The sequence below is a fragment of the Teredinibacter sp. KSP-S5-2 genome, assembly GCF_032773895.1.
In the GTDB taxonomy this organism is placed as follows: Bacteria; Pseudomonadota; Gammaproteobacteria; order Pseudomonadales; family Cellvibrionaceae.
Map to the genome: position 1 here is coordinate 4878478 of NZ_CP120416.1, position 23040 is coordinate 4901517.

Sequence of the window (23040 nt, forward strand, 5' to 3'; positions counted from 1 at the left end):
TTTATGAGGCCTGTGCGTTGTATAGCTTGGTGTAGTAGCCGTTTTGAGCCAGTAATGTCTGGTGGTTTCCAACTTCAACAATACGGCCTGCGTCCATGACCACAATTTTGTCCGCGTTTTCGATTGTGGACAGTCTATGGGCAATTACTAATGTGGTTCTGTTTTGTTTGAGTTTGTTAAGGGCCAGTTGAATTTGTTTTTCAGATTCATTATCCAATGCGGATGTTGCTTCATCCAAAACTAGAATCGGCGCATTTTTATAGAGCGCTCGGGCGATGGAGATGCGTTGTTTTTGTCCACCGGATAATCGGGTTCCACTTTCCCCTGCGAGGGTTTCATACCCTTGATCCAATTCCTGGATAAATGTCTGCGCGTTTGCCTGGGTTGCGGCTTCTACAATTTTTTCGTGTTGGCTATCACTGCTGTTGTCGGCGTAGGCAATATTGGCGTTAATACTGTCGTTAAATAAAATGGTTTGTTGATTTACCAGGGCGATATTGTTACGTAAGTCTCTGAGCGGTATGTCATTAATTTCGATACCGTCGATACGTATCGTACCGGAAGTGACCTGATAAAAACGCAGCAATAAACTGGTTAGTGTGGTTTTGCCACTACCAGAGCCGCCGACAAGTGCAACGGTTTCGCCGGGGTTAATGGTCAATGAAACGGAATCGAGGGCTTGTGTGTCCTGGTTATAGGTAAAGCACACCTTGTCGAATTCGATCTGCCCTTTAACCTGTCCAATTGAATGCGTGCCTTTGTCTTCTTCTTTTTGTTCATCAAGCACGGCAAAAATGGTTTCCGCTGCGGCCATACCACGTTGAATGACCGAGTTTACTGTACTGAGTTGGCGAAAGGGTTTTGGCAGGAAGCCAGCCGCGGTAATGTAAGCAACCGCTTCTGCTGTGGAGGATTTCCAGAACAGCAGCACCAATAAAAATATGACGGAAAGGGAAATGGCAATCACAAAATGCATGATTGGTGTTTGTGCGGCATTTACCCGCTCGAACTTAATGCCGAACTCAAGGTTTTCGTCGGCGGCTTGATTGAATCGTTGGCGCTCGTATTCTTCGCCGTTGTAACTTTTTACTAATTTAATGCCTTGCGTCGCTTCAGTTGCAATATGGGTCACTCTGCCTACGGCATTTTGAATTTTACGGCTGATTCTACGGAAGTATCTGCCAGCAATGTAAACCAAGCCTGCGAGAATGGGCGCAGTGAGAACAAAGACCAGTGTCAGTTTCCAGTTGTAGTACAGCAGGATGCCGAAAATGGCGATAACTGAAAAACCGTCTCGTACCAATATTTTAACCGCATTGGTTACTGAGCCGGTTACTTGCTCGATGTTGTATATCAGGAGCGAAACCAGCTCGCCACTATTGTTTTTATCAAATTGGCTTTGCGGTAAATACACAAGTTGGCCAAATACATCTTTGCGCAAACAGTTGACCACATTGAGACCAACCTTGCTCATAAAGAAATTTCCGAGAAAGGCACCTATGCCACGAATACCACTGAGAATGATAATGACCATGGGCACAAAATAGATCGAAGCAGTGATATGGTCGGGTAAAAATGACAGTGAATCATTAGGTTTTTTTTCCAGCGCGTTAACAAAAAATTCGGCAGTACGAATAAGCAACGCATCCATACCGGAAAAAACAATAAAGCCAAAAATACTGAGCGTAAAGAACAGTTTGTACTGAAACGCATAGTTTAAAAGACGGCGATATAAGTTGCCTTGTTGTGTCTTTGGGTCGGAACTCATATACATGTATTTACTTAGCCACTTTATATGCAGGAATAACGTTGGACTTGCTTTTCGCCTTGGGCGTTTGCGGTTTTGTTAAGCGCAAAATTGTATTGTAATCAATTGTTCAGCTTGGTCGTGCTTGTGGTTTCAGGTAAAAAAAAGCGGCGAAACGCCGCTTTAGTTATTTGACCGGAGCCAACCATTCCGTGCGGTTACTGGCTTCACCGCGAACAGCATTAAAATACATCTCTTGCAGGCGAGTGGTGATTGGACCGCGACGACCTTCACCAATGACCCGCCCGTCATGCATGCGAATCGGGAGTACTTCTGCAGCCGTACCGGTGAAGAAGGCTTCGTCGGCGACGTAAACTTCGTCACGAGTAATACGTTTTTCGTGGATCTTCAGGCCGCACTCGTCGGCAAGTTGGAAAATTGTATTCCGGGTAATGCCGTCCAGACAGGACGTGAGTTCGGGTGTGTAGAGCTCACCGTTGCGGACGATAAAGATATTTTCGCCACTGCCTTCAGCAACATAGCCTTCATTGTCCAACAGCAATGCTTCTTCGCAACCGCAGTCCAGTGCTTCCTTCAACGCCAGCATGGAGTTGATATAGTGGCCGTTTGCCTTGGCTTTACACATCGAAATGTTGACGTGATGACGTGTGTAGCTGGATGTGCGAATTTTAATTCCCTGTTCTTTGGCTTCAGGAGACATATAAGAAGGCCAGTTCCAGGCGGCGACAATAACGTGTGTCTGCAAATTATCCGCACGCAAACCCATGCCTTCTGATCCGTAAAACACCATCGGACGAAGGTAAGCTTCGGTTAAGTCATTTTCACGAACCACCAGCTTTTGCGCTTCGTTGAGTTCGTCTTTGGAATAGGGCATTGCCATATTCATAATGTGAGCAGAGCGGAACAGGCGGTCTGTGTGCTCATTCAGGCGAAAAATACAGGTTCCGTGGCTGCCGGCATCGTAGGCTCGTACCCCTTCAAATACACCCATGCCATAGTGCAGGGTGTGGGTAAGAACATGTACCTTTGCATCCTTCCAGGGAATCAATTCTCCGTCAAACCAGATAACGCCATCGCGTTCGGCGAAAGACATAAATAACTCCAAATATATAAATCAATTCTGTCGTCAAATAACGGCACCAATGGCCGTAAGTCGTTTGCCTTGCTTATGGTAGAAACACTCAACAGCAAAATCTTGTATAGCTCAGTTACTCTAAAACTGAGCTCAGTACGCAATCAGGGCTGGGTCTCAAGAAGCTTGTTCCAAATGGCGATAACTTTTTGCCTTTCCTCAACAAGCTGGTTTCCGGGCACTTTCCGAGTCTTATGTTGCAGAGTCAGACGGTGTCCTTCGGCGCGTAGAACTTTGTAGGCTTCGATTAGCTGCTCAACCTCTTGGGTAGCGAGCAGGTTGGATTGCGCAAGGCTTTCCAGAATACGGATGTTGTCCGTGAATTTTACGAGTGCCGGTTCAGTGTTTGCCCAAGCAAGAACCGCATATTGAACCATAAATTCAATGTCAACGATACCGCCGGGATCCTGCTTTAAGTCGAATAGTTTTTCACCCAGGTTATGTTTGTCGCTACCCAGGTGTTCGCGCATTTTTATGCGCATGTCGATCACGTCTTTTTTCAGTTGGGCGATGTCTCTTGGTGTCTGCAGGATTTCTGCCCGGATCTGCTCAAATTCGCTTGTCAGTTCCGGATCTCCGGCCACCACTCTCGCCCGACATAATGCCTGGTGTTCCCAGGTCCAGGCTTTGTCTTTCTGGTATTTATGGAATGCCTGAATTGAGGGGACAAGCATTCCCGATGCACCGTCTGGGCGTAACCGCATATCGGTATCGTATAGCTGGCCGGAATGCATATTGGTGGTCAGGAAGTGAATAATTTTCTGTCCCAGACGCATAAAGAAAGTTGTGTTATCTAACGGCCTTTCGCCATCGGTGGAACCGTTGGATTGGGCATTGTGGATAAACACCAAATCCAGATCGGACTTATGGCCCATCTCAATGCCGCCGAGCTTGCCGTAACCCACGATGATCATTTTAGGTGTTTCGCTCATCTGGCCTCCGGGGTAGCCGTGTCTGGCTACCATTTGATTCCAGCTGTGGCGAAGTATGTAGTCCAACAGTACCTCGGCGATATAGGTTAAGTAATCACTTACTTTCATCAATGGTAGTGCGCCGGTGATCTCACAGGCTGCGACTCGCAGAGCGTGGGATGACCTGAAATAGCGCAGGGCTTCCATCTGGGCTTCCAGGTCATTCTCATCGATCCTCAATACCAGGCGGCGTAGCTCGTCTTCCAGATCTGACTTTTCCGGTGGAGAGTACAGCGAAGAGGGGTCGAGTAACTCATCCAGAAGCGCAGGGTATTTGGTAATTTGATCCGCAATCCAGGGGCTGGCCTGGGTCAGCTTGATTAGCTGATCCAGCGCTTTAGGGTTTTCGTTCAGTAGTAGCAGGTAGGCGCTACGGCGCATAACGGCCTTCACCAGATGCAGAATGCGCTTCAGGGTTGCGGCGGGTTCGGAGGCTTTAGCCACCTGTGCCAGTAACCTTGGCATAAACTCATCCAGGCGTTCCCTGCCTGTTGCATGCATGCCGGTGCGGGATATTTTGGCCAGACTTTTTATCTGCTCGTAGGATTGCTCGGCGTCTTCATGATTGTGTTCTTGTAATAGGTTAATGCAAGCTTCTTTGTCCAGGGCAAGGTGCCACAAATCCGACCATTTGGCATAGTCCACGGTTTGCGTCTGGTCCTGTTGGTTGGGGTCGGCAACCACCTCCTGAAATTCTTCTCTGACAATTTCTCTGTGTTGTTCGAGTGTTTGATAAAACGCATCCCAGTGCTCGAACCCCATGATTCTTGCCAGGGTGGCTTTTTGCTTATCATCGATCGGCAATTTTTGGGTTTGTTTATCGTCGTAGCCTTGCACGGCATGTTCGACGTTGCGAAGAAAACAATATGCGTCGGACAGCTGTTTGGCTTTACCTTCGGGCAGGCTTTTATATTCTTCAAGAAGCGGCAGAATGGTCAGTAGGCGATTATCCTGCAGCACCCGTTCGCGGCCACCGCGAATCAGTTGGAAGGCCTGAGCAATAAATTCAATTTCACGTATACCACCGGAACCAAGTTTGACGTCTTCTTGAAGTTGGCGCCGGGCAACTTCCTGATTAATCATGCGCTTCAGTTTTCTTAGGGCTTCGATTACCGAAAAATCAATGTATTGGCGGAAGGTGAAATTTCTCAGCAGTTTCATCAGTTCTTCGGTGTAAGTGGCTTCACCGGTAGTGGCGATGACTCGGGCTTTGATCATCGCGTACCTTTCCCATTCCCGGCCCTGTGTTTGGTAGTAGTTCTCTAGCGAGTTGAAGTTGCTGACCAGAGGGCCGCTTTCGCCATACGGCCTCAGGCGCATATCTACCCGAAAGACAAAGCCGTCGGCTGTTTGTTGGTCAAGGGACTGAATGATGGCTTTACCCAGGCGAGTAAAAAATTCCTGATTAGTCAGGTTTTTTTGCGGATGATCTGTTTCGCCGCTTTCCGGATAGCAAAAAATTAAATCAATATCGGATGACAGATTTAGTTCTCCTGCGCCGAGTTTGCCCATACCGAGAATCAGCATTGGTTGTGTTGTTCCAGCAGTATTTTTTGGGTAGCCCCATTTTTGCGCCAGGTGATGGTAGTGGAAATTAAGCGCGTGTTGCGCGGAGGCTGTTGCCAGAGCACTTAATTCAGCGGTTGTTTCCAGCGTAGATGCAATACGATTGAAGTCGCGCCAAATGATGCGGCTCATAGCCATTTGGCGAAAAAGTCGAAGCTGCCTGGCAAGTTGTTCTGCGTCCGCTTCCTGTATTTGTTCTGCTAACTTGTCGTGGTAAGTCGCCAGATCCCATGTCTGATCGAAGTCGGATAGTTCTGCAAACCGGGTAAATCTGTCGATATTTATTAACCAGTTTTTTTGTAAATACTTACTGCCATAGGTTGCGGTTAAAAACTCGGTAATTCTTGATGGTCGTTGAGAGAAAAAATCAACGATAGAACTCGAGGGGCTATCACTCATTTTGGCGATAAATTGTTCGATAAATGCGGTAAGGTCAGGTGAATCGAAATCGTTTTTCGCCTGTTCAATAAGTGCTTTTTTTAAATTTTCCATAGGAAACCGAGGTGTTTATAACGTGTTAGTCTTTAATTATAAGCGAGCAATATAACCTGGGGTCAGTTTCATGCAAGCATGAGGTAAGCGCTGACTCACATCAAGGAAAAAAAGAGCAAAACACGCATAATGCTGCCTTAAAATTCCGGCTCAGAAAATTCCTAGTTTGAACACACCGATGCAGCATGTTTCTGGGCATCGTCACATTAAAAACCTAAGTAATAAGTGAGACTAAAATGAAAACGAGCAATATTGCCCTAGTGGCAGGCTTGGTCACCGGCATGGGCTTAAGTGCCACTGCGTGGTCAGGGGCCAAAATCGCAGTCGATGATAATATTTCGGTTACCGTGGGTGCTCGAGTACAAGCCTTAGCGATTCGTACAGATAAAGATCTGGATGGCGACGGTGATTACGAAAAAGACAACGACTTTCGAGTTCGTCGTGCCCGACTTCTGGTCAAAACCCAGTTACAAGATAACCTGACCTTTTTTATCCAGACAGAGGCCTCTGACGATGAAGGTGGTACGGGTTCCGATATGCGTGTTATCGACAGTTGGGTGAATTACAAGTTTGATAACTGGCTGCAATTGTATGCAGGTCAACATATGGCTCCTGCTTCGCGCCAGGCTCTTACTGCATCAAATAAAATGATGGCCATCGATCGCCCAGGGAACAACACCAAAAACCTTACTTGGGGTGCGCGAACCATGAGTGGTTTTAACACCGCTACATTTGGCCCATCAAATGACTCTGCAATTTCCGGGCGCAATGCGGTGCGTGATGTGGGTATGAGTTTATTTGGTGCCGGCGAACTGGGTGAAGGTGTGCATCTGAAGTATTACGCGGGCATGTTTGATGGTGTGCAAAAATCATCAGCAGCGGAAGACAACTTACGTTATACCGCGCGTGTTCAGTTGAACTTGATGGATGACGAAGCGGCTTTTTGGAACTCGTCTACATACCTCGGTAAAAAGAAAACCGTTGGCTTTGGGCTTTCCTATGATGTGCAGGATAAAGTTCAAGACGCGACCTTGGTCGACGAAAATACCGGAGATTTGGTCGGTGATGGCGACTACACCTATTGGAGTATTGATGCCTTTGCTGATCTACCTCTTGGCCCAGGTGCTTTAACCTTGGAAGCAGCATATTCTGATTTGGATCTTGGTAGTGCTACGCAACAATCTGTGCAGTCACAAGGCAACGGTTGGTATTTGCAAACCGGTTTTTACATTAATCAATGGCAACCATGGGTAGAGTTTGAAGCCTGGGATAGCGACTCTGCAAACGGAGCAGGTAGTTATGATATGTTTCGTGTTGGTGTGAATTACTACATTCAAGGTCACAATGCGAACTTTAAGCTGGGGTTGGAAAAATTGAATTCCGACCAGAATATCACCGCTGAAGAAGACTCTCTTACTTCATTGGTGTTTGGTATCTACACTAACTTCTAAGTTATGCCATAAGGTTTCACTCGTTGTGGGTGAAACCTTATTCCCCTCGGAAAATAACGGAATTATTTCTTCCCGAACGTTTTGCCTGATAAAGGGCTTTGTCCGCGCTATCCAGCCATGATGATTTATCGCCCATTTGCGGTGTGAGTTCGGCTATGCCGATACTGATGGTGTAGTTGATAACATGGTTTTCGTAGTAAATAACGTTGTTTTCCATTTGTTTGCGTATTCGTTCTGCCACTACCTTTGCGCCTTGCGCGTTAGTGTCTTCCAGTAAAACAGCAAACTCTTCCCCGCCGTAGCGTCCGGCAATATCAATATCGCGAATAATATCTCTTACCACTGCCGATGTTTGTCTGATGACTTCATCGCCGGCTGGGTGTCCGTAGGTATCGTTAATGCGTTTAAAGTGGTCAATATCAAACATCAGCATGGAGGTGGTGTGCTGATGGCGTTGGAAGCGTTTGTATTGGTGATCGAGTTCCTGTTCCCAGGTTTTCCTGTTCAATAGGCCGGTTAAACCATCGGTACGACTCATATGGTGCAGCTGCTCATTGGCCGATTGCAGTTGCAGTTTGTTAACCGCAACTTCGGTTACGTCGTAGATGATCATGCATATATGGTCTACTTTGCCGGTGGAATCACTCAGTGGAATGATTGTGCTGTTCTGGTACATAAAATCGGCCTGACCGGTAATAGGCCGATAGTTTTTAAAACGAAATAAGTAGGGGCGCTGTTCCCAGGTGGTAAAGGCAGAATTGTGCAGCACATAGATGGATTGGACTTTTCGGCGAAACCAGGACTCCGGTAACTCGGGAAAGAGTTCAAACAGGTTTTCGCCCAAGACTTCAGTGGGGAGCATGGCGCTGTGGTTTTGCATAAAGCTATTCCACAGTTGCACGTTGAACTGCTTATCAAGAATAACAAGACCCACGTCGATGCTCTGCAGAACATCCATCAACCAGTGGAAATCATGTAGGAATTCTTGCGAATCTGACATTCCGTCTCTTTATTACTGCACCGGATTATTCGAGTAAATAATCTAATTTTAAAAGAAGACGCTCAATTGAGTCGTCCGTCATTACTATGAGTATGTCACAGTTAACTTCGTAGTCTTCTAATTGATAGTTTATTTCCGTTACCAGGGCGTGATCCCAGCGCGCATTTTCGACGTTAAACAGCTCGGACAGTTTTTGGTGTTGCCCCAATACTAACGGGGGACCAAAACTGAACTCCATGTCTATCTGGTCTGCGATACCGTTTAGGCAGGCGCCAAACAATATGTTGGTTGCATCCATCAGTAGTTCGCGTTCTGCCTGATCGTCAAGCTCATCATCATAGTTCATCAGCTTGGCGAGGTCGGTAAAACTGGTATCGCTAAAAAGAAGTATAGCTTCCCCGGCGATCCCGCCACCAGTGAATCCTTGGCAGACACCGGAAATAGAATCGTTGACGTCTACAGCGTGAAGAGCCATGACAATATCCGAAGGCTTCATGACTTCAATATGAGGAATGGATAGGATAACAAACGTATCGAGCAGACGTGCCAGCTTATCGGCCGCTTGCCCCATAGCGACGTTGCTAACTTCTTGTAAGCAGTCCCTGTGATCCTCGCTGAGATTGAGTACTACGCTCATAAACCTTCTAATGGCATTTTTCTGACATGTATTAACTATTCTAGTCGCATAGCGCTAAAATGCAGGAAATTCTTGGGGGAGGTCGAGCGGCTGCCGGAAAGAAGCCGTTTTTTTTGCTGCCTTTGCCCCTGATGTGAATAAATACTGGATACATTATGAAATTCAAGATTGTCCCTGTTACTCATTATCAACAAAATTGCTCAATCATATGGTGTGAAGAAACGCTTCAGGCTGCGGTTGTTGATCCCGGTGGCGATGTCGACACGATTCTTGCCGAGGTGGAGAAGCTGGGTGTTGAGTTAAGCAAAATCATTCTGACCCATGGCCACATGGATCATATCGGTGGCACCGCAGAGTTAAGTAAACGTAAGGGGTTGACGATTGAAGGGCCGCACAAAGAGGATAGCTTTTGGCTTTACGCTCTGGACCAACAGGCACAAATGATGGGCTTCCAGCCGGTGGAAAGCTTTGAGCCCAGTCGCTGGCTAAACCATGGTGATAGTGTTCAGGTTGGCAATCAACAGTTGGATGTCTTGCATTGCCCGGGTCATACACCGGGACATGTGGTTTTGTTTGATTCAAAGAGCAAAACGGCGTTTGTTGGTGATGTATTATTTAGCGGCTCAATCGGCCGTACAGATTTTCCCAAAGGCGACTACAATCAGCTAGTTGATTCTATTCGTACCCGTTTATGGCCGTTGGGGGATGATGTGCAATTTGTTCCCGGACATGGTCCAATGTCGAATTTTGGTCATGAACGAAAAACCAATCCCTTTGTGGCCGACAGCCGCTTTGGTTAAACCACTTTCTATTGGGGTGTTGTATGAGTGATGCAGCCGACCAGCTTATCGAGCTTGGTGAAGACTACGAAGAAAACTACCATTTGTTTTTGGAAGACGCGATTGCCACCGGGTGTGTTTGGGGGTTGGAAAATAGCGAAGGTTGGGCGTTATGCCCTTCGCTTGCTAACGACGATCTGGATGTGATGCCGTTATGGTCTCAACCGGAGTATGCCAAGCAGCATTGCATTGAAGAGTGGAGCGATTACGAGCCTGTTCCCATCGCGTTGGATGAGTTGTTGGATGATTGGTTACCCGGCATGCATGAAGATGTGCTTTTGGTTGGGGTCAACTGGAATGCGGATATGGAAGGGGTGGAAATAGAACCTCTGGATTTGATTGAGGACGTGGATAAGCTCGCTGAAAATATGGAGGAGTGACCCGCAAGCACCTATTTCTTTGCGGCGGGGTCAGGAGCCCAATGAGTGACGTCTTTGATTTTTGCGATCACCTCATTAACCTTTTGTCCCGCCTGTCTGCGATACACGATTTTCTTATCAGGGCCGACCACAATCACGCCCGGCGTGCCTTTTATTCCAAACCGCTTCGCCACGTTGTCGCACTTTAACGCGGTTTCAAGTTCAATCTTTTTGTTGTTCAGATAGCGTAAGGGCTCGCCGTCTTCCCAGATATTCAGGGCAAATATTTTAATTTTGCGACCTTCAATTTCCTGGTTAAGCGTGTTGATGGCAGGTAGCAGCTCCCGACAGTGGCGGCACCAGCTTGCCCAAAATACCATGACCACAGAATTGCCTTGTTCCAGCTCGGAATACAGGGAGAGTTCTTTCCCCGATACGGTGCTGATCATCCAGTTGGGAGCCATATTTTCGCTCTGGATATCTGTCAGCACTTGAGGTGTCTCAGCGGCGTTTACCACCAAGTTAAGGCAGAGTCCAAGAGGCAGAAAAAATATGCCCAGGCGCTTTAAAATAGAGTGTGTCATGGTTTTGGTAAAAGTCGTCTTTATCCTGGAATAATGAGTTGCTGAAGGTCTTAGATAGTAAAGTTATCCTTCGGTTCCCTCGTGTAATGCTTTCGCGGTCAGCTGTGACAATCTGACTTTTTGCAGGCCGCCTGGGTTGAAGTTGTCGGGCGACAGCCAGGTGAGAAAAGCTTGTTTGAGAGCTGGCCATTCCTCTACGCATATACTGAACCACGCTGTGTCACGGCTCCTGCCTTTGACTACGGCAGCATTGCGAAACGTACCTTCAAAGGTAAAACCAAATCTCAGTGCAGCTTGAATTGATGCTTGATTTAGTGCGTTGCATTTCCACTCACAGCGACGATAGCCTAATTCGAAGGCGTAATTCAACATCAGATACACCGCTTCAGTGGCAAGGGTTGAGTGTTTTAGTTGTGGTGAAAAATACACATTTGCCAGTTCGATTGAGGCCGCTTCGGGTTGTATTCGGGAAAACGAAAAAAAACCGAGAGGGGTATGAGTCGGTGAGCTAATACAGAAAAATATCACCCCTTCCTGTTCAACTTTTCCCTCCAGCCAGTGAGTAAATTCGTTCTGGTCGGCAAACGGGCCGAAAGGCAAATACGTCCATAGGCGGCCATCGCTATCTTCTTGTGACGCGTGAAACAGGGCAGCGGCATGTCTACTGGCGATTAACGGAGTTAATTGACCATGCTGCCCGAGTAAATCTTTGGATTCAGGTGTTTGCGCGGAGGTAAATCCGGGCAGGGGCAGGCCGATTGGTTGTCCCTGTTCGTTTAATTCATAGGGCGTGGTTATTTGGGGTGTCCTGGCGTCCATTCTCTTTCGACTCAAAAGGCTGTGATTGGCTGAAAGGATAATAAGCTTGCGTGGATTTTTCCACGCCTGGGGTAGGTTTTTTGATACACTTTGCGCCCAAAAAAGTAATACCGATTTTATTTTTCGTATGAGCTCAACAATCTATTCTCCAGAAGCGGAAGAAACTCTTCCCCTTAGACAATTCGCTGAAAAGGCCTACCTGGATTACTCCATGTACGTGATCCTTGATCGCGCGCTACCTCATGTGGGTGATGGGTTAAAACCTGTACAGCGTCGAATCATCTATGCCATGAGTGAATTGGGACTGAAAGCCAGTGCCAAGTACAAGAAATCTGCACGTACCGTGGGGGACGTGATTGGTAAGTTTCACCCGCATGGTGATAGCGCTGCATACGAAGCCATGGTGTTAATGGCTCAGCCTTTTTCCTATCGCTACCCCTTGGTGGATGGTCAGGGCAACTGGGGTTCCCAGGATGACCCGAAATCTTTCGCGGCAATGCGATACACCGAAGCCAAACTGTCCAAGTTTACCGAAGTGCTTTTGTCCGAGCTGTCGATGGGAACCGTTGAGTGGTTGCCCAACTTTGATGGCACTTTGGACGAGCCTAAAATTCTTCCTGCTCGTGTGCCTTCCGTTTTATTGAATGGCACAACGGGCATTGCTGTGGGGATGGCAACGGATATTCCTCCACATAATTTACGTGAAGTTGTGAACGCAACGATTCATGTACTGGAGAACCCTAAAGCCACTGTGGATGATGTGTGCGAGCACCTGCATGGCCCGGATATGCCTACCGAGGCAGAAATCATTACCCCTGCGGAAGAGCTGAAAAAAGTGTATGAAACAGGTCGTGGCTCGATGAAAATGCGCGCCCTGTGGAACACTGAGAATGGCGAAGTAGTGATTACTGCACTGCCATTTCAGGTGAGTGGTGCCAAGATACTGGAGCAGATTGCAGCACAAATGCAGGCGAAAAAGCTGCCAATGGTTGCAGATCTGCGTGATGAATCTGACCATGAAAACCCGACTCGATTAGTGGTGGTTCCACGTTCCAATCGCATTGATATCGACTCTTTGATGGGGCACTTGTTTGCCACCACAGATCTTGAGAGAAACTACCGGATTAATTTCAACGTCATTGGTATTGATGGTCGTCCGGCAGTTAAGCCAATTAATACCCTTATCAGCGAATGGTTGAGTTTCCGCATGGTGACGGTGCGCAGGCGTCTACAGCATCGTCTGGATTGGGTTGATAGACGTTTACACCTTTTAGATGGCCTGTTGGTTGCCTTCTTAAATCTTGACGAAGTGATTCATATCATTCGTACCGAAGAGCATCCCAAGCAAGAGTTGATGAAACGCTTCCAGCTTTCGGAAGATCAGGCAAACTATATTCTGGATACGCGCTTACGCCAGCTTGCCCGTTTGGAAGAAATGAAAATCCGCACGGAGCAGGAAGAGTTACAGAAAGAAAAGAAAGAACTGGAAAAAGTGCTTGGTTCTGCGCGCCGTTTAAAAACACTCATTCGCAAAGAACTTGAAGAAGTTGTGGAAGAATTTGGCGATGATAGACGTTCTCCTATCGTTGTTCGCCAGGAAGCCCAGGCATTCAGTGAAACCGATTTGCTAACCAGCGACCCGGTTACGGTTGTGCTGTCAGAAAAAGGTTGGATTCGTGCTGCCAAAGGGCACGATATTGACCCTTCAGCATTGAACTATAAAGCGGGTGACAGTTTCCGATTTGCTGCATTGGGCAAGTCCAACCAAAACGCGATTTTATTGGATTCCACCGGCCGAAGTTATGCGCTTCCTGCACATACCTTGCCCTCTGCCAGGGGGCAGGGCGAGCCGGCAACGGGTAAGCTTAATCCGCCAAGCGGTGCCAGTTTTGAAGGTTTGTTGATTGGGGATGATAAGCAGAAGGTTTTATTGTGTTCGGATGCCGGCTACGGCTTTATCGGCACCTTGGGAGATATGTATACTAAAAACCGCTCCGGTAAAGCATCGTTGACCTTGCCCAAGGGCGGGCGGGTGTTGCCGCCACAGCTGTTTGATGGGGTAAAGGGGCACTGGTTGGTTGCTGTAACTAACGAAGGGCGAATGTTGGTATTTCCTGTGTCGGAACTGCCAGAGATGGCAAAAGGTAAAGGAAATAAAATTATTAACATCCCTTCCGCAAGGGTGGTTGCGCGGGAAGAGTTTGTTGTTTCCATTGTGGTATTGAATGAATCCCAGTCGGTAAAAATATACTCTGGTAAACGACACTTGGGGTTAAAGTTTAAAGAGCTTGAACACTATGCTGGAGAGCGGGGACGTCGAGGGAATAAATTACCGAGAGGTTTCCAGAAAGTGGATTCGGTGGCAGTGGAATAAGTGTAGATAACGGGCGCCAAAAATATTGCTTAAATTCTCATTTTTATCAAAGCATAAGGTAGATACTGCCTTAAGGCTTGAATGAGATAAGGGCTGGTGCCAAACTTTACGCCGCTGTTTTTTCAGCGGTGTAACGCGATGCTTTTTTACGGATAGAGATGTGTGAGAAAGAAGCAGAGGTGTCTGCAATCGCGCTGTCAATGTTGTTTGGGGCAAGCGGATAGGCCCTTATTATTGATTAACAAGAGATATGTCCGGTTTTAGAAAGCATGGCCGAAAGTTAACCCGGTGTGCTGTCCATCTTTCCAGTGATCATATAGGTGAAGTATTTGCCGAAACCCGTGATATTTCTGAAACGGGGGTGTTTATTAACTGCAAAGACCTGCTTCAGGGGCTATGTGTAGGGGATAAACTTGAGGCCAAACTTTACTCTGAGTGTGATCACATCTTTCACGCCTGTATGCGCGTCATCCGCTTAACTGATGAAGGCGTTGGCTTGGCCTTTGATTAATCGCTATTTTTAATCTGGCTTTACTTCTACTGGTGTTGGGTTCTGTTCTCCATCCTGTTTGGGAGCCGGTTTCACTCGCTTGGGAATACCCGGTTCCAAACGGTTTGTTCTCATCATGTCCCTTAATTCTTCAATGTATGTCTCACCCCGTTCCGAGTAGCTGTTGAGTCCGGCCGCCAGTTTGTAGCCGGATATGGTTTGACCGTTTTGACTGAGCTCAGCACGAATTTTTCTCAATCCTTTATAAGCATTATGGGTATTGATGTTTCTGCAGTAGGATGCAATGGACTCGGCAGGAGAGTTAAATCGGCGAACTTCGTGAAATGCTTCTTCATCGCGAAGTTTGGGCACAATGCCGCAGCCTTTGGTAAAGCACCACTGACCGAATAAGTTGTTCCCTTCCCGCGCGAAGCGCGAGGTTCCCCAGGCAGATTCGTTTGCAGCCTGAGCAAGCACCAGTGATGGTGGGATGATGTTTACCTTTAGCATCAGCCGGTCAAATTGTTTTGCTGGCTCAAATTCCGGATCCACATCATATTTACTGAGTAAGTCGTCCAGTGCTGCTTGCTGTTTACTTGTAAGGTTGTTGGTTTGCTCCCAACTCTCTTTGATCTGGGTAAGTTGGTCGCGCTCGACTACGATTTGCGCATTTTCTGCTTCAATCAATGGTCGCAGATAGGCAAAGAATGCGGCTTTCTTTTCTTTTACGTTGGCATAGGTCGAGAAATCCGGAAGGTGAACTATTGGGCTAATGCTGGGTTTCCCGAGTAATGGTTGGTAACCGATGTGACTGGCAATGAATACGAATACCAGACAAGCAAATAAATAGGCGACAAGTACCACGCCGAAAAGCGTTTTGAGTGGTGAATGATTCATTACTTATAAATCCAGGGCTTTTTTCAAATCAGAAATGCGTTTTGTACTTTCTTCCCGGCTAACCGGTGTGTGCGTGTCGCTGGGGAGGGCGGGTACTGATGGTGCCTCGAATGATTTGCCAGCACTGATTTGAGCACAAATCTGCTCGTATTTTTCCTTAAATACCGGGAAAGCTGACGTTTCGGGGTTGTTCTGTAGAAAGAACCAGTCGGCCGCTTTACCCGCATGATATACCGCCGGATGACTCCATTGATAACCCGCTTTGGGTGAAGGAGCCTGGCAGGCCTCTATGTAGGCCTTATGGGCATCGGGTAAGGCGTTGTCGACGTGCAGTTTGCAATGCTTGAGCATGGTGTGCAGTGTGGGTAAAAACTCCGAAGTTTCAATCACGGACCTTGCTGCTTTCAGAATGGCTTCGGGCGAGTAACCTTTCATTGCATCCAGCCATAAGCGTTTGGTGACGTTGAGTTCTTTTTCGTCAGGAAAGGCTTTGTAGTACTGGTTATGGTAGTTACGTCGAAAGAGCGCAAAACTCTGATTAATGGCATCAATCAAAGCTTCCATCTGGGCGCTGCTATGAGTTTGCCCAGCTTCTGTCAGAGAGTTCTTCTTCAAGTGTTATATCCCGCGTAGACCTGTTTGGTATTGCGTTGCTGTCCTGTGCTTGGTTTTGCAGCTGGTGGCGTTTTGCCCACTGCCTTTTGGCATGCTGCAAAAAGCGCGTATTCCATGAGGTGTGTACCTGATTGGAGTCGCGCCAATAGATAATGAACTCAGGAATAAGTGTCCTGGCGAATTCTAAATCAATATTCGCCATATTCAATACATCATAAACTTCCGCTGAAGGTTGCCAATTCCCCGGAATGGGTTTGGGGTGTGTATTGTTTTCCACGGCAGAATTGTACCTGGCCCACTGTAAGCGAACGTGATCGTAAAACTTTCGATTCCAGTTGTCGTTAACTTCCCCTCTGTCCGTCCAGTAAAAAATAAATTCCGGTATCGCATCCTCGATAAACTCGCGGTTAATTCCTGCGTGATTAACCATAAATTCCCAGGCATCCTGGCTTGGTTGCCAGTCTTTAGTCATATGGCTCGGCTGCTTTCCCGTTGCCTGGCGGGCTTGAAAATCCCGCCATTTACGCAACACATGCTGAACGAATTTTGCGCCCCAGGATCGATGGGTTTCTTTGCGTTCCCGCCAATAGGTAACAAACTCCGGTACCAGATCCAGAGCAAAGCGGGACGGAATACTGTGTTGTGCTAACTGAGCGAGGTTATCGGCAGTGGGTTGCCAATGGCTGGGTATAAAATTTCTATGCGCAGCGTTTTCGGGCGTGGGCGTCGTATTGATAATTGGAATCGAAGATGTTGGGCGCGAACTGGCTTTTTCGTTAAACGCAAACTTTAAAACATCCGAACTTTCAAGCGTGGCGGAAGCTATGATGATGACGCCCTTTTCTCGTAAGTTGGTACTGACCCGCTGAACGTCTCGTACATCCCAAAAAGGCAATGCATGAATAACATCATTCCTCTGTATCTGATACCAGAGATAGCCGTTGTTGGGAGTGCCAGCAAGGTTGTGGGTTAAATCCGATAGTACGGTTAAGAGAACCGCTTCTTCCAAGCCGAGAGTGGCAGCGAGTGACGGGTAGACGAGTATGGGTTTTTCAGGAATCAGAGAACTCTTCATAAGGCTTGCATACTCTACTACCGATTTGCAGAAGTTGTATCGCTGTCTACAACTATTCTGCGGTTCATTTCAATGTCTTCTATAGTGAAAAATGAGGTTATTCGATTGATGTGAACGGATGCTAACCACACACCCTGCCAGGTTATCGGAGTGACCGCTGACCAAACAACAAACTGTAAAGGATAAGCGACGTCTATGAGGAAGCCCTGGATATATATAGCCGCTATTGTACTGACTCTTTTGTCGATTTTCACGGGATGCAGCAAAAGATCTGAAAAGGTTATCACGATAGGTATTAATCCCTGGCCAGGTTATGAGCTTCTTTATCTAGCTGGAGTCAAAGGTTTCTATCAGGAAGTTGGGCTAAATGTGAGGCTCGAGGAGTTGAGTTCGTTATCCGATACCATGAGAGCCTTTACTGCCGGTCGGGTTGACGGTTTTACCTCGACAATTGTCGAAGCTGTTCAATTAAAAATGCAGCCTGGACGGCAAGCTCAGATAGTTTTGGCTGCCGATTACAGTGATGGTGGTGACGTCATCATTTCCCGTAAAGAAATTCCCGATATAGCGAGCCTCAAAGGTAAACGTGTGGGCTGTGAGGTAATGGGGCTGGGGTTATTTGTTCTTGACCGGGCACTGGCCAAATCAGGAATGAGTATCTCGGATGTCAAGGTTGTGAATGCAGAGTTACTACGCGGGCAACAATTATTGGATAAGCAAGAGATTGATGCTTTTGTTGGTTATCCTCCGGAATCAATCAAGTTGATCCAGAATCCTGATTATCATGTGATTTTTTCCTCTTCAGAAACGCCCAAAGAAATCATTGATGTGGTGTCTATCAGTGAGAAAGTGTTGCAGGAAAATCCGGAATTTGTCGAAAAATTGCATCAGGTTTGGCAAAGGGCATATTCCTATACGCTTGAGTATCCCGAACAGGCGTATACGATTATGGCAGAGCGTGAACGTATTTCTGTGGAAGACTTTAAGCGAACTTTTGAAGAGGACTTGTATCTTCTTTCCTCTGATGAATCCAAAGAAATTCTCGGTAACCCCGAAGAGATTATCAGCAGTGCGGCAAGTATATGTAGTGCATTGAAAGACTTAAGGCGTTTTGTTGGAGAGTGTCAGAGTTTTGAAGATCTTATCTATCGTATAGACAATGGCTGATTCGAACGGGACTAAAAACGTATATGCATACTCAGCCGTTTTTTAAACGATCCCTTGTTATCAAATTGTGTGCACCTATCGTTCTGATAGGTGCTTTGCTCATGTCAGCTATTTATTTTGTCGTGCGAGCTGAGGGCTTGCATCTGGAAAAAAATAACGCCATTCAATTTGCCCAACTAGTGGTTGATGATTTAGTGGTAAGTGCGCAAATACATGGTAGTCAGCCAGATCTTATTCGTGTTGTTAACTCTCTCGGTGCTTTCAAGGCTGTTGAATTTCTGGCTTTAGTTGATAGGGATGGAAAAAAAGTCATTGCTTCAACAAAGAACAAATATATTGATGCCGATTTTGATGACTTGAAAGCCGGTATTGACGGTGTAACTCCATCGTCTGATAGTTGGTCAGAATCCGGTTTTTTAATTAGTCGTCATAATAATGAATATAGCTTTATTGCTGAATTTAATATTTATGACCCTGATTCGTTAGCTGTAAGAGTGCTTGATGTGATTTTGATTGTAAACTCTCATGAAGCAAGTATTGTTACGTCGAGAACTGTCAAAATAACCGGTTGGGTATTAATCGCAACAATATTAATTTTAGTATTAGGCTTCGTTGTTGTTATTCGGGCTGTCCTGCTGTTTAGAATTAATCAGTTAAAAGACTTGATTCGTAATGAAATGGATCAGCAGGACTTGATTAGCTCAAGTATTCATGTTGGGGATGAACTGGATCAAGTGAAAATCATGTTTTCTGAAATGCTTGGTGCCAAGAAAAATGCAGAACGGGAAAGGGAAAAAGCTCTGGAGGATGCGAGAAAAAATAGCCGGGCAAAAAGTAATTTTATCGCGAATATGTCCCATGAGCTGAGGACGCCATTGAATTCTGTTATAGGTTTTTCCAAACGAATTTTACGCACACAAACCAATTTGGATTCCCGCCAGCTTAAAGCAATTGAGTCAATTTATTCCAGTGGTCTTCACTTACTTGAATTGATTAATGATGTGTTGGATCTGTCAAAACTGGATGCAGGGCGTCTGGAAATAAATATTGAACAGTGCAACGTTTCTGATATCTGTCAGTCGCTGTATTCCAGTTTTTATGAGGAGGCGGATAAAAAAGACTTGTCTATTCGATTTTTAATTGCCAACAACGTTATTGGTATGGTGGACAAGCTGCGTTTCAAGCAGGTTGCGATTAATCTGATTAGTAATGCCATTAAATATACCGAGGAGGGCGAAGTAAATGTCCGTTTGGCAATGGAAGATGAGCAAACATTTAAGTTCTCTGTCACGGATACTGGTGTTGGTATAAGAAAAGAGGATCAGGAGCGTCTCTTCAAACGGTTTGAGCAGTTCAATGATCAAAGTCGGTTTCAGATCGGCCATGGAACCGGATTGGGTTTGTCGATTGTGGGGGAAATGGTTCAGCTCATGAAAGGTCGAGTATGCTTTGAATCAGAATATGGCCGTGGCAGTTGTTTCTGTGTGTTTCTTCCCGCTGTTCTCGTGGACAAACGATAGTCCTTTGTGTTTCTAGTCGAGGTGCTTTTCAATATCCCCTGAGTCAATTAAAGTGTTTCCTCCAGGCGTTCTCACAACGTATTCGAAAGTATCAAATAGAGTAATCATCTTTGGCTAAACAAAAAACAGCTTTTGTCTGTACTGAATGCGGCGCCGATTTTGCTAAATGGCAAGGGCAGTGTGCTGAGTGTGGACAATGGAATACCGTAAAAGAAGTCCGTTTAGGTTCCTCATCCCGACAAGCCGATTTTAAAGGCTATGCGGGTGGCGATCAGTCCTCCATTTCCGTGCTTTCGGATATTAAGTTAGAAGAGATGCCCAGGTTTTCCTCAGGTATGGAGGAGTTTGACCGAGTGCTTGGGGGTGGCTTTGTTCCCGGGTCTGTGGTGTTGATTGGCGGCCATCCAGGGGCGGGGAAATCGACCTTATTATTGCAGACCCTCTGTCAGCTGGCCAAACAGCAACTGGCTTTGTATGTGACGGGGGAGGAATCGCTTCAACAGGTTGCCATGCGAGCACAGCGTTTGGGGTTGCCTACAGATAAGTTGCAGATGATGTCTGCCACCGATGTCGATGCCATTGTGACAGGCGCACAGCGTGTTGTGCCTAAGGTGATGGTGGTGGATTCCATTCAGGTTATGCACCACGGAGAAATTCAGTCGGCTCCAGGCAGTGTATCTCAAGTCCGGGAATGCGCTGCGGTGCTAACCCGCTATGCCAAGCAATCCGGTACGGTGTTGATTCTGGTTGGTCATGTCACTAAAGAAGGCAGTCTTGCCGGCCCCAAGGTATTGGAGCATATGATCGATTGTTCGATTATGTTGGAAGGCTCTCATGACTCCCGTTTTCGCACATTACGCAGCCACAAAAACCGTTTTGGTGCGGTGAATGAGCTGGGTGTTTTTGGTATGACAGAGCAGGGGTTAAAAGAGGTCACTAATCCTTCCGCTATCTTTTTGCAGCGAGCCGATGAAATATCGGCGGGCTCGGTGGTGATGGTGGTATGGGAAGGTACACGGCCGCTGTTAGTCGAGATCCAGGCTTTGGTGGACTCATCGAGCCTGGGTAATCCAAGGCGTATTGCTGTGGGGCTAGATCAGAATCGACTGGCGATGCTTCTTGCGGTATTGCATCGACACGGCGGCATTATGATAGGTGATCAGGATGTCTTCGTGAATGTGGTTGGGGGTGTAAAAATTATTGAGACCAGCGCTGATCTAGCGTTGTTGTTAGCATTGGTTTCCAGTTTTCGTGATCAGGCGTTACCCAGAGATCTGGTGGTACTGGGAGAAGTGGGGTTGGCGGGTGAGATTCGACCTGTACCCAGCGGTCAGGAACGACTGAGGGAAGCTGCAAAACACGGCTTTAAAAAAGCGATAGTACCTGTGGCAAACGCTCCCCGTGAATCTATTCCCGGAATGGAGGTTGTTGCCATTCGCAAATTGGATGAGGCTCTGGAAGCGATATGATTGGCTCAGGCTTAAAATTCTAATGGGCTTAAATGGTCGATTAATTGCTTGAGTGCTTGCCGATCTTGTTCAGAATGGGGTTGGCATGACAGGCCGATATAATGTTCTTTGCTGTGTGCAATTTCTCCGTGCATTATCAGATTACTGCCGTCATTTAGTTCGAGGTGTAATGTGACCAGCGTTCCCTGGCGAATATCGTGAGGTTCGATTAACGCGATAAGTGCGCCGTTAATTGAAAGGTTGATAACGTACACGAACCAGTCCCCGGACGGGGTGACGAGGTTGCCTTGGGTGCGATAGTTGACGCGTTTGGAAGTACGTCTATCTGATGTTGACTCCGGTACTGCTTTACTCAAATCTCTTCCACTCTCTTCTGTTTTATCATAACCCCGTCGTTAACAGTTGGATTGAAGTAGTTCTGCGAGCACACGCTCTGAAGCGGATGGATCGTCGATATTCAGTTCTATTAACCTGCGTAAGTGTCCCAGGCTTTCAATGTCGACACCGACACAATGAAAGCCGAGCATTTCACTGCTACTGTGCGCCAGGTTGACCAGCATGTTTATCTGAGTGTCGTTGGAGAGCACAATTTCAATTGTGGCTGGTTCCGCAACATTTAATTCGTAGTGTGCGGGTGTTTCAACGAGGACGCCGTTGAGTGATATATCAATAATCTGGGTTGCGATTTTTTTAAAGCCCTGAGAAAGATATGCGTCGGCATTAAATTCGACACGCGTATATTTTCGTCGCTCAGCGGTATTTTCGGGCATAGGGGTAACTCAAATGATTAGATCCTATGCTGAGTTTAGACATGGCTGGCAGGCCTCGCCAAAAAAACCGCACAAAAACCCAATGTGATTGCTTGCTATCGTCAGCTGTTGAGCAAAATTGTACAGGATTGGTTCCTGCCCCTTTGTTTTGCTTGATACAGTTGTTGATCTGCTGCAGCGACCAGTTCTCTGGCGTTGGCCTCAGGAGAAATATTCATTACTGTGGCTGCGCCGACACTGATTGATACGTAAGCTGATACGTCCGAATCCGGGTGGGGGTAGTGTAAATCGTTTACTTCGGTAACGCAGCGCTTTGCCAATACTGAGATCCCTTCCAAGTCCACTTCGGGAGCGATAATGGCAAATTCTTCTCCGCCGTAACGAGCAACTTCGTCGGTTGACCTTTGCACCAATGACTCAAGCACCCGAGCTACCTTACGCAGGCAGTTATCTCCGGCAATATGTCCTAAGCTGTCGTTAAAACGTTTGAAAAAGTCGACATCGATCATGATCACGCTGAGTGGGCTGCCATTTCTTCTGGCTCGATTCCATTCATATTCCAAGCGCTCGTCGAACCGGCGTCTGTTATCTAATTCGGTAAGGCCGTCGACGTGGGAGATTTTGTCCAACAGTTCTGTTCGACGTTTTAATGCCATATGCGTTCTAACCCTGGCCTGGACAATGGCCGGTTGAAACGGTTTGCCGATGTAATCCACTGCGCCTAGCCGAAGACCTTTGATCTCTTCCTCGCTTTCAGTGCGGGAACTAATAAAAATGACTGGGATGTTCTTGAATTTGGGGTTTTCCTTAATGGCATAAATGACTTCATAGCCGTCCATATCAGGCATAACAATATCCAGCAACACCAAGTCGATGTTATTGGTCTCAAGTCGATGCAGGGCCTGTTGTCCGGATTTGGCAACAAGAACCAGATATTCTTCTCGCAATTGATTACTTAACAGTTGTAAGTTCGCTGGCTCATCGTCAACGATTAATACGGTCTGTTTCTGGTAGTGTCCGTCGTTATTTCCTGTCATCTTGCCAA

Annotated in this window: 21 protein-coding genes; 8 read left to right on the top strand and 13 right to left on the bottom strand. The window is 46.8% G+C overall.

The features are described from left to right. Position 1 precedes the first annotated feature (1 nt). The 3 genes from msbA to glnE all read right to left on the bottom strand — a co-directional run bounded on the left by msbA (position 2) and on the right by glnE (position 5929). The gene (gene msbA / locus P5V12_RS21005) at positions 2-1768 is read right to left on the bottom strand and encodes a lipid A export permease/ATP-binding protein MsbA (protein WP_316955043.1); all 1767 of its coding nucleotides are present in this window, start codon (positions 1766-1768) and stop codon (positions 2-4) included. 166 nt (positions 1769-1934) lie between these two features. After that, positions 1935-2861 carry a branched-chain amino acid transaminase gene (locus P5V12_RS21010; protein WP_316955044.1) on the bottom strand — a complete coding sequence of 309 codons (927 nt, stop codon included), beginning with the start codon at positions 2859-2861 and terminating at the stop codon, positions 1935-1937. A gap of 143 nt (positions 2862-3004) precedes the next feature. Continuing rightward, on the bottom strand, positions 3005-5929 hold the full coding sequence (gene glnE / locus P5V12_RS21015) for a bifunctional [glutamate--ammonia ligase]-adenylyl-L-tyrosine phosphorylase/[glutamate--ammonia-ligase] adenylyltransferase (RefSeq protein WP_316955045.1): 2925 nt from the start codon (positions 5927-5929) through the stop codon (positions 3005-3007). A 236-nt stretch (positions 5930-6165) separates the two neighbouring features. Here glnE and P5V12_RS21020 point away from each other — a divergent pair, with 236 nt between their 5' ends. Further along, positions 6166-7380: a porin gene (locus P5V12_RS21020; RefSeq protein ID WP_316955046.1), complete on the top strand. Its 1215-nt coding sequence runs from the start codon at positions 6166-6168 to the stop codon at positions 7378-7380. A gap of 37 nt (positions 7381-7417) precedes the next feature. Here P5V12_RS21020 and P5V12_RS21025 read toward each other — a convergent pair whose 3' ends face one another. After that, the gene (locus P5V12_RS21025; RefSeq protein WP_316955047.1) at positions 7418-8380 is read right to left on the bottom strand and encodes a diguanylate cyclase; all 963 of its coding nucleotides are present in this window, start codon (positions 8378-8380) and stop codon (positions 7418-7420) included. A gap of 25 nt (positions 8381-8405) precedes the next feature. Next, positions 8406-9017 carry a histidine kinase gene (locus P5V12_RS21030; RefSeq protein WP_316955048.1) on the bottom strand — a complete coding sequence of 204 codons (612 nt, stop codon included), beginning with the start codon at positions 9015-9017 and terminating at the stop codon, positions 8406-8408. 155 nt (positions 9018-9172) lie between these two features. On the opposite strand from P5V12_RS21030, the gene P5V12_RS21035 reads away from it, so the two are divergent. Both P5V12_RS21035 and P5V12_RS21040 read left to right on the top strand, forming a co-directional pair. Continuing rightward, positions 9173-9817, top strand: coding sequence for an MBL fold metallo-hydrolase (locus P5V12_RS21035; protein ID WP_410483309.1), 645 nt, complete (start codon positions 9173-9175; stop codon positions 9815-9817). A gap of 23 nt (positions 9818-9840) precedes the next feature. Continuing rightward, on the top strand, positions 9841-10236 hold the full coding sequence (locus P5V12_RS21040) for a DUF2750 domain-containing protein (protein ID WP_316955049.1): 396 nt from the start codon (positions 9841-9843) through the stop codon (positions 10234-10236). Between the two features lie 11 nt (positions 10237-10247). Here the strand turns inward: P5V12_RS21040 and P5V12_RS21045 are convergent, their stop codons facing one another. Next, complete coding sequence (locus P5V12_RS21045) at positions 10248-10799, bottom strand: TlpA disulfide reductase family protein (RefSeq protein ID WP_316955050.1); 552 nt, start codon at positions 10797-10799, stop codon at positions 10248-10250. Between the two features lie 63 nt (positions 10800-10862). Next, on the bottom strand, positions 10863-11618 hold the full coding sequence (locus P5V12_RS21050) for a GNAT family protein (RefSeq protein WP_316955051.1): 756 nt from the start codon (positions 11616-11618) through the stop codon (positions 10863-10865). Positions 11619-11745: 127 nt separating this feature from the next. Here P5V12_RS21050 and parC point away from each other — a divergent pair, with 127 nt between their 5' ends. Then, complete coding sequence (gene parC / locus P5V12_RS21055; protein WP_316955052.1) at positions 11746-13992, top strand: DNA topoisomerase IV subunit A; 2247 nt, start codon at positions 11746-11748, stop codon at positions 13990-13992. A 250-nt stretch (positions 13993-14242) separates the two neighbouring features. After that, positions 14243-14503: a PilZ domain-containing protein gene (locus P5V12_RS21060; protein ID WP_316955053.1), complete on the top strand. Its 261-nt coding sequence runs from the start codon at positions 14243-14245 to the stop codon at positions 14501-14503. Between the two features lie 9 nt (positions 14504-14512). On the opposite strand, the gene P5V12_RS21065 is transcribed toward P5V12_RS21060, so the two are convergent. The 3 genes from P5V12_RS21065 to P5V12_RS21075 are packed head-to-tail and all read right to left on the bottom strand — an operon-like array spanning position 14513 to position 17069. Continuing rightward, the gene (locus tag P5V12_RS21065) at positions 14513-15379 is read right to left on the bottom strand and encodes a glucosaminidase domain-containing protein (protein ID WP_316955054.1); all 867 of its coding nucleotides are present in this window, start codon (positions 15377-15379) and stop codon (positions 14513-14515) included. Between the two features lie 3 nt (positions 15380-15382). Continuing rightward, positions 15383-15994: a replication protein P gene (locus P5V12_RS21070; RefSeq protein ID WP_316955055.1), complete on the bottom strand. Its 612-nt coding sequence runs from the start codon at positions 15992-15994 to the stop codon at positions 15383-15385. Beyond that, positions 15954-17069, bottom strand: coding sequence for a DnaT-like ssDNA-binding domain-containing protein (locus P5V12_RS21075; RefSeq protein ID WP_316955056.1), 1116 nt, complete (start codon positions 17067-17069; stop codon positions 15954-15956). The genes P5V12_RS21070 and P5V12_RS21075 overlap by 41 nt, the downstream gene beginning before the upstream one ends. A gap of 195 nt (positions 17070-17264) precedes the next feature. On the opposite strand from P5V12_RS21075, the gene P5V12_RS21080 reads away from it, so the two are divergent. From P5V12_RS21080 to radA, 3 genes are all read left to right on the top strand, one after another. Then, a complete protein-coding gene (locus tag P5V12_RS21080) occupies positions 17265-18236 on the top strand; it encodes an ABC transporter substrate-binding protein (protein WP_316955057.1) in 972 nt (323 codons plus the stop codon). 101 nt (positions 18237-18337) lie between these two features. Beyond that, a complete protein-coding gene (locus tag P5V12_RS21085) occupies positions 18338-19756 on the top strand; it encodes a HAMP domain-containing sensor histidine kinase (protein ID WP_316955058.1) in 1419 nt (472 codons plus the stop codon). A gap of 110 nt (positions 19757-19866) precedes the next feature. Beyond that, positions 19867-21225, top strand: coding sequence for a DNA repair protein RadA (gene radA, locus P5V12_RS21090; RefSeq protein ID WP_316955059.1), 1359 nt, complete (start codon positions 19867-19869; stop codon positions 21223-21225). A gap of 11 nt (positions 21226-21236) precedes the next feature. On the opposite strand, the gene P5V12_RS21095 is transcribed toward radA, so the two are convergent. The 3 genes from P5V12_RS21095 to P5V12_RS21105 form a co-directional block, all read right to left on the bottom strand. Next, positions 21237-21581, bottom strand: a complete 345-nt coding sequence (locus P5V12_RS21095; RefSeq protein ID WP_316955060.1) for a PilZ domain-containing protein — start codon at positions 21579-21581, stop codon at positions 21237-21239. Positions 21582-21620: 39 nt separating this feature from the next. After that, positions 21621-21995, bottom strand: a complete 375-nt coding sequence (locus P5V12_RS21100) for a PilZ domain-containing protein (RefSeq protein WP_316955061.1) — start codon at positions 21993-21995, stop codon at positions 21621-21623. Between the two features lie 101 nt (positions 21996-22096). Further along, positions 22097-23032 (bottom strand): diguanylate cyclase domain-containing protein, encoded by a 936-nt coding sequence (locus P5V12_RS21105; protein ID WP_316955062.1) that lies wholly within the window; start codon positions 23030-23032, stop codon positions 22097-22099. Positions 23033-23040 lie beyond the last annotated feature (8 nt).

Excerpts from the sequence above, each read along its gene's own strand:
- msbA (WP_316955043.1), bottom strand. The coding sequence starts at position 1,768 with ATGAGTTCCGACCCAAAGACACAACAAGGCAACTTATATCGCCGTCTT.
- P5V12_RS21010 (WP_316955044.1), bottom strand. The coding sequence starts at position 2,861 with ATGTCTTTCGCCGAACGCGATGGCGTTATCTGGTTTGACGGAGAATTG.
- glnE (WP_316955045.1), bottom strand. The coding sequence starts at position 5,929 with ATGGAAAATTTAAAAAAAGCACTTATTGAACAGGCGAAAAACGATTTC.
- P5V12_RS21020 (WP_316955046.1), top strand. The coding sequence starts at position 6,166 with ATGAAAACGAGCAATATTGCCCTAGTGGCAGGCTTGGTCACCGGCATG.
- P5V12_RS21025 (WP_316955047.1), bottom strand. The coding sequence starts at position 8,380 with ATGTCAGATTCGCAAGAATTCCTACATGATTTCCACTGGTTGATGGAT.
- P5V12_RS21030 (WP_316955048.1), bottom strand. The coding sequence starts at position 9,017 with ATGAGCGTAGTACTCAATCTCAGCGAGGATCACAGGGACTGCTTACAA.
- P5V12_RS21035 (WP_410483309.1), top strand. The coding sequence starts at position 9,173 with ATGAAATTCAAGATTGTCCCTGTTACTCATTATCAACAAAATTGCTCA.
- P5V12_RS21040 (WP_316955049.1), top strand. The coding sequence starts at position 9,841 with ATGAGTGATGCAGCCGACCAGCTTATCGAGCTTGGTGAAGACTACGAA.
- P5V12_RS21045 (WP_316955050.1), bottom strand. The coding sequence starts at position 10,799 with ATGACACACTCTATTTTAAAGCGCCTGGGCATATTTTTTCTGCCTCTT.
- P5V12_RS21050 (WP_316955051.1), bottom strand. The coding sequence starts at position 11,618 with ATGGACGCCAGGACACCCCAAATAACCACGCCCTATGAATTAAACGAA.
- parC (WP_316955052.1), top strand. The coding sequence starts at position 11,746 with ATGAGCTCAACAATCTATTCTCCAGAAGCGGAAGAAACTCTTCCCCTT.
- P5V12_RS21060 (WP_316955053.1), top strand. The coding sequence starts at position 14,243 with ATGTCCGGTTTTAGAAAGCATGGCCGAAAGTTAACCCGGTGTGCTGTC.
- P5V12_RS21065 (WP_316955054.1), bottom strand. The coding sequence starts at position 15,379 with ATGAATCATTCACCACTCAAAACGCTTTTCGGCGTGGTACTTGTCGCC.
- P5V12_RS21075 (WP_316955056.1), bottom strand. The coding sequence starts at position 17,069 with ATGAAGAGTTCTCTGATTCCTGAAAAACCCATACTCGTCTACCCGTCA.
- P5V12_RS21080 (WP_316955057.1), top strand. The coding sequence starts at position 17,265 with ATGAGGAAGCCCTGGATATATATAGCCGCTATTGTACTGACTCTTTTG.
- P5V12_RS21085 (WP_316955058.1), top strand. The coding sequence starts at position 18,338 with ATGTCAGCTATTTATTTTGTCGTGCGAGCTGAGGGCTTGCATCTGGAA.
- P5V12_RS21100 (WP_316955061.1), bottom strand. The coding sequence starts at position 21,995 with ATGCCCGAAAATACCGCTGAGCGACGAAAATATACGCGTGTCGAATTT.
- P5V12_RS21105 (WP_316955062.1), bottom strand. The coding sequence starts at position 23,032 with ATGACAGGAAATAACGACGGACACTACCAGAAACAGACCGTATTAATC.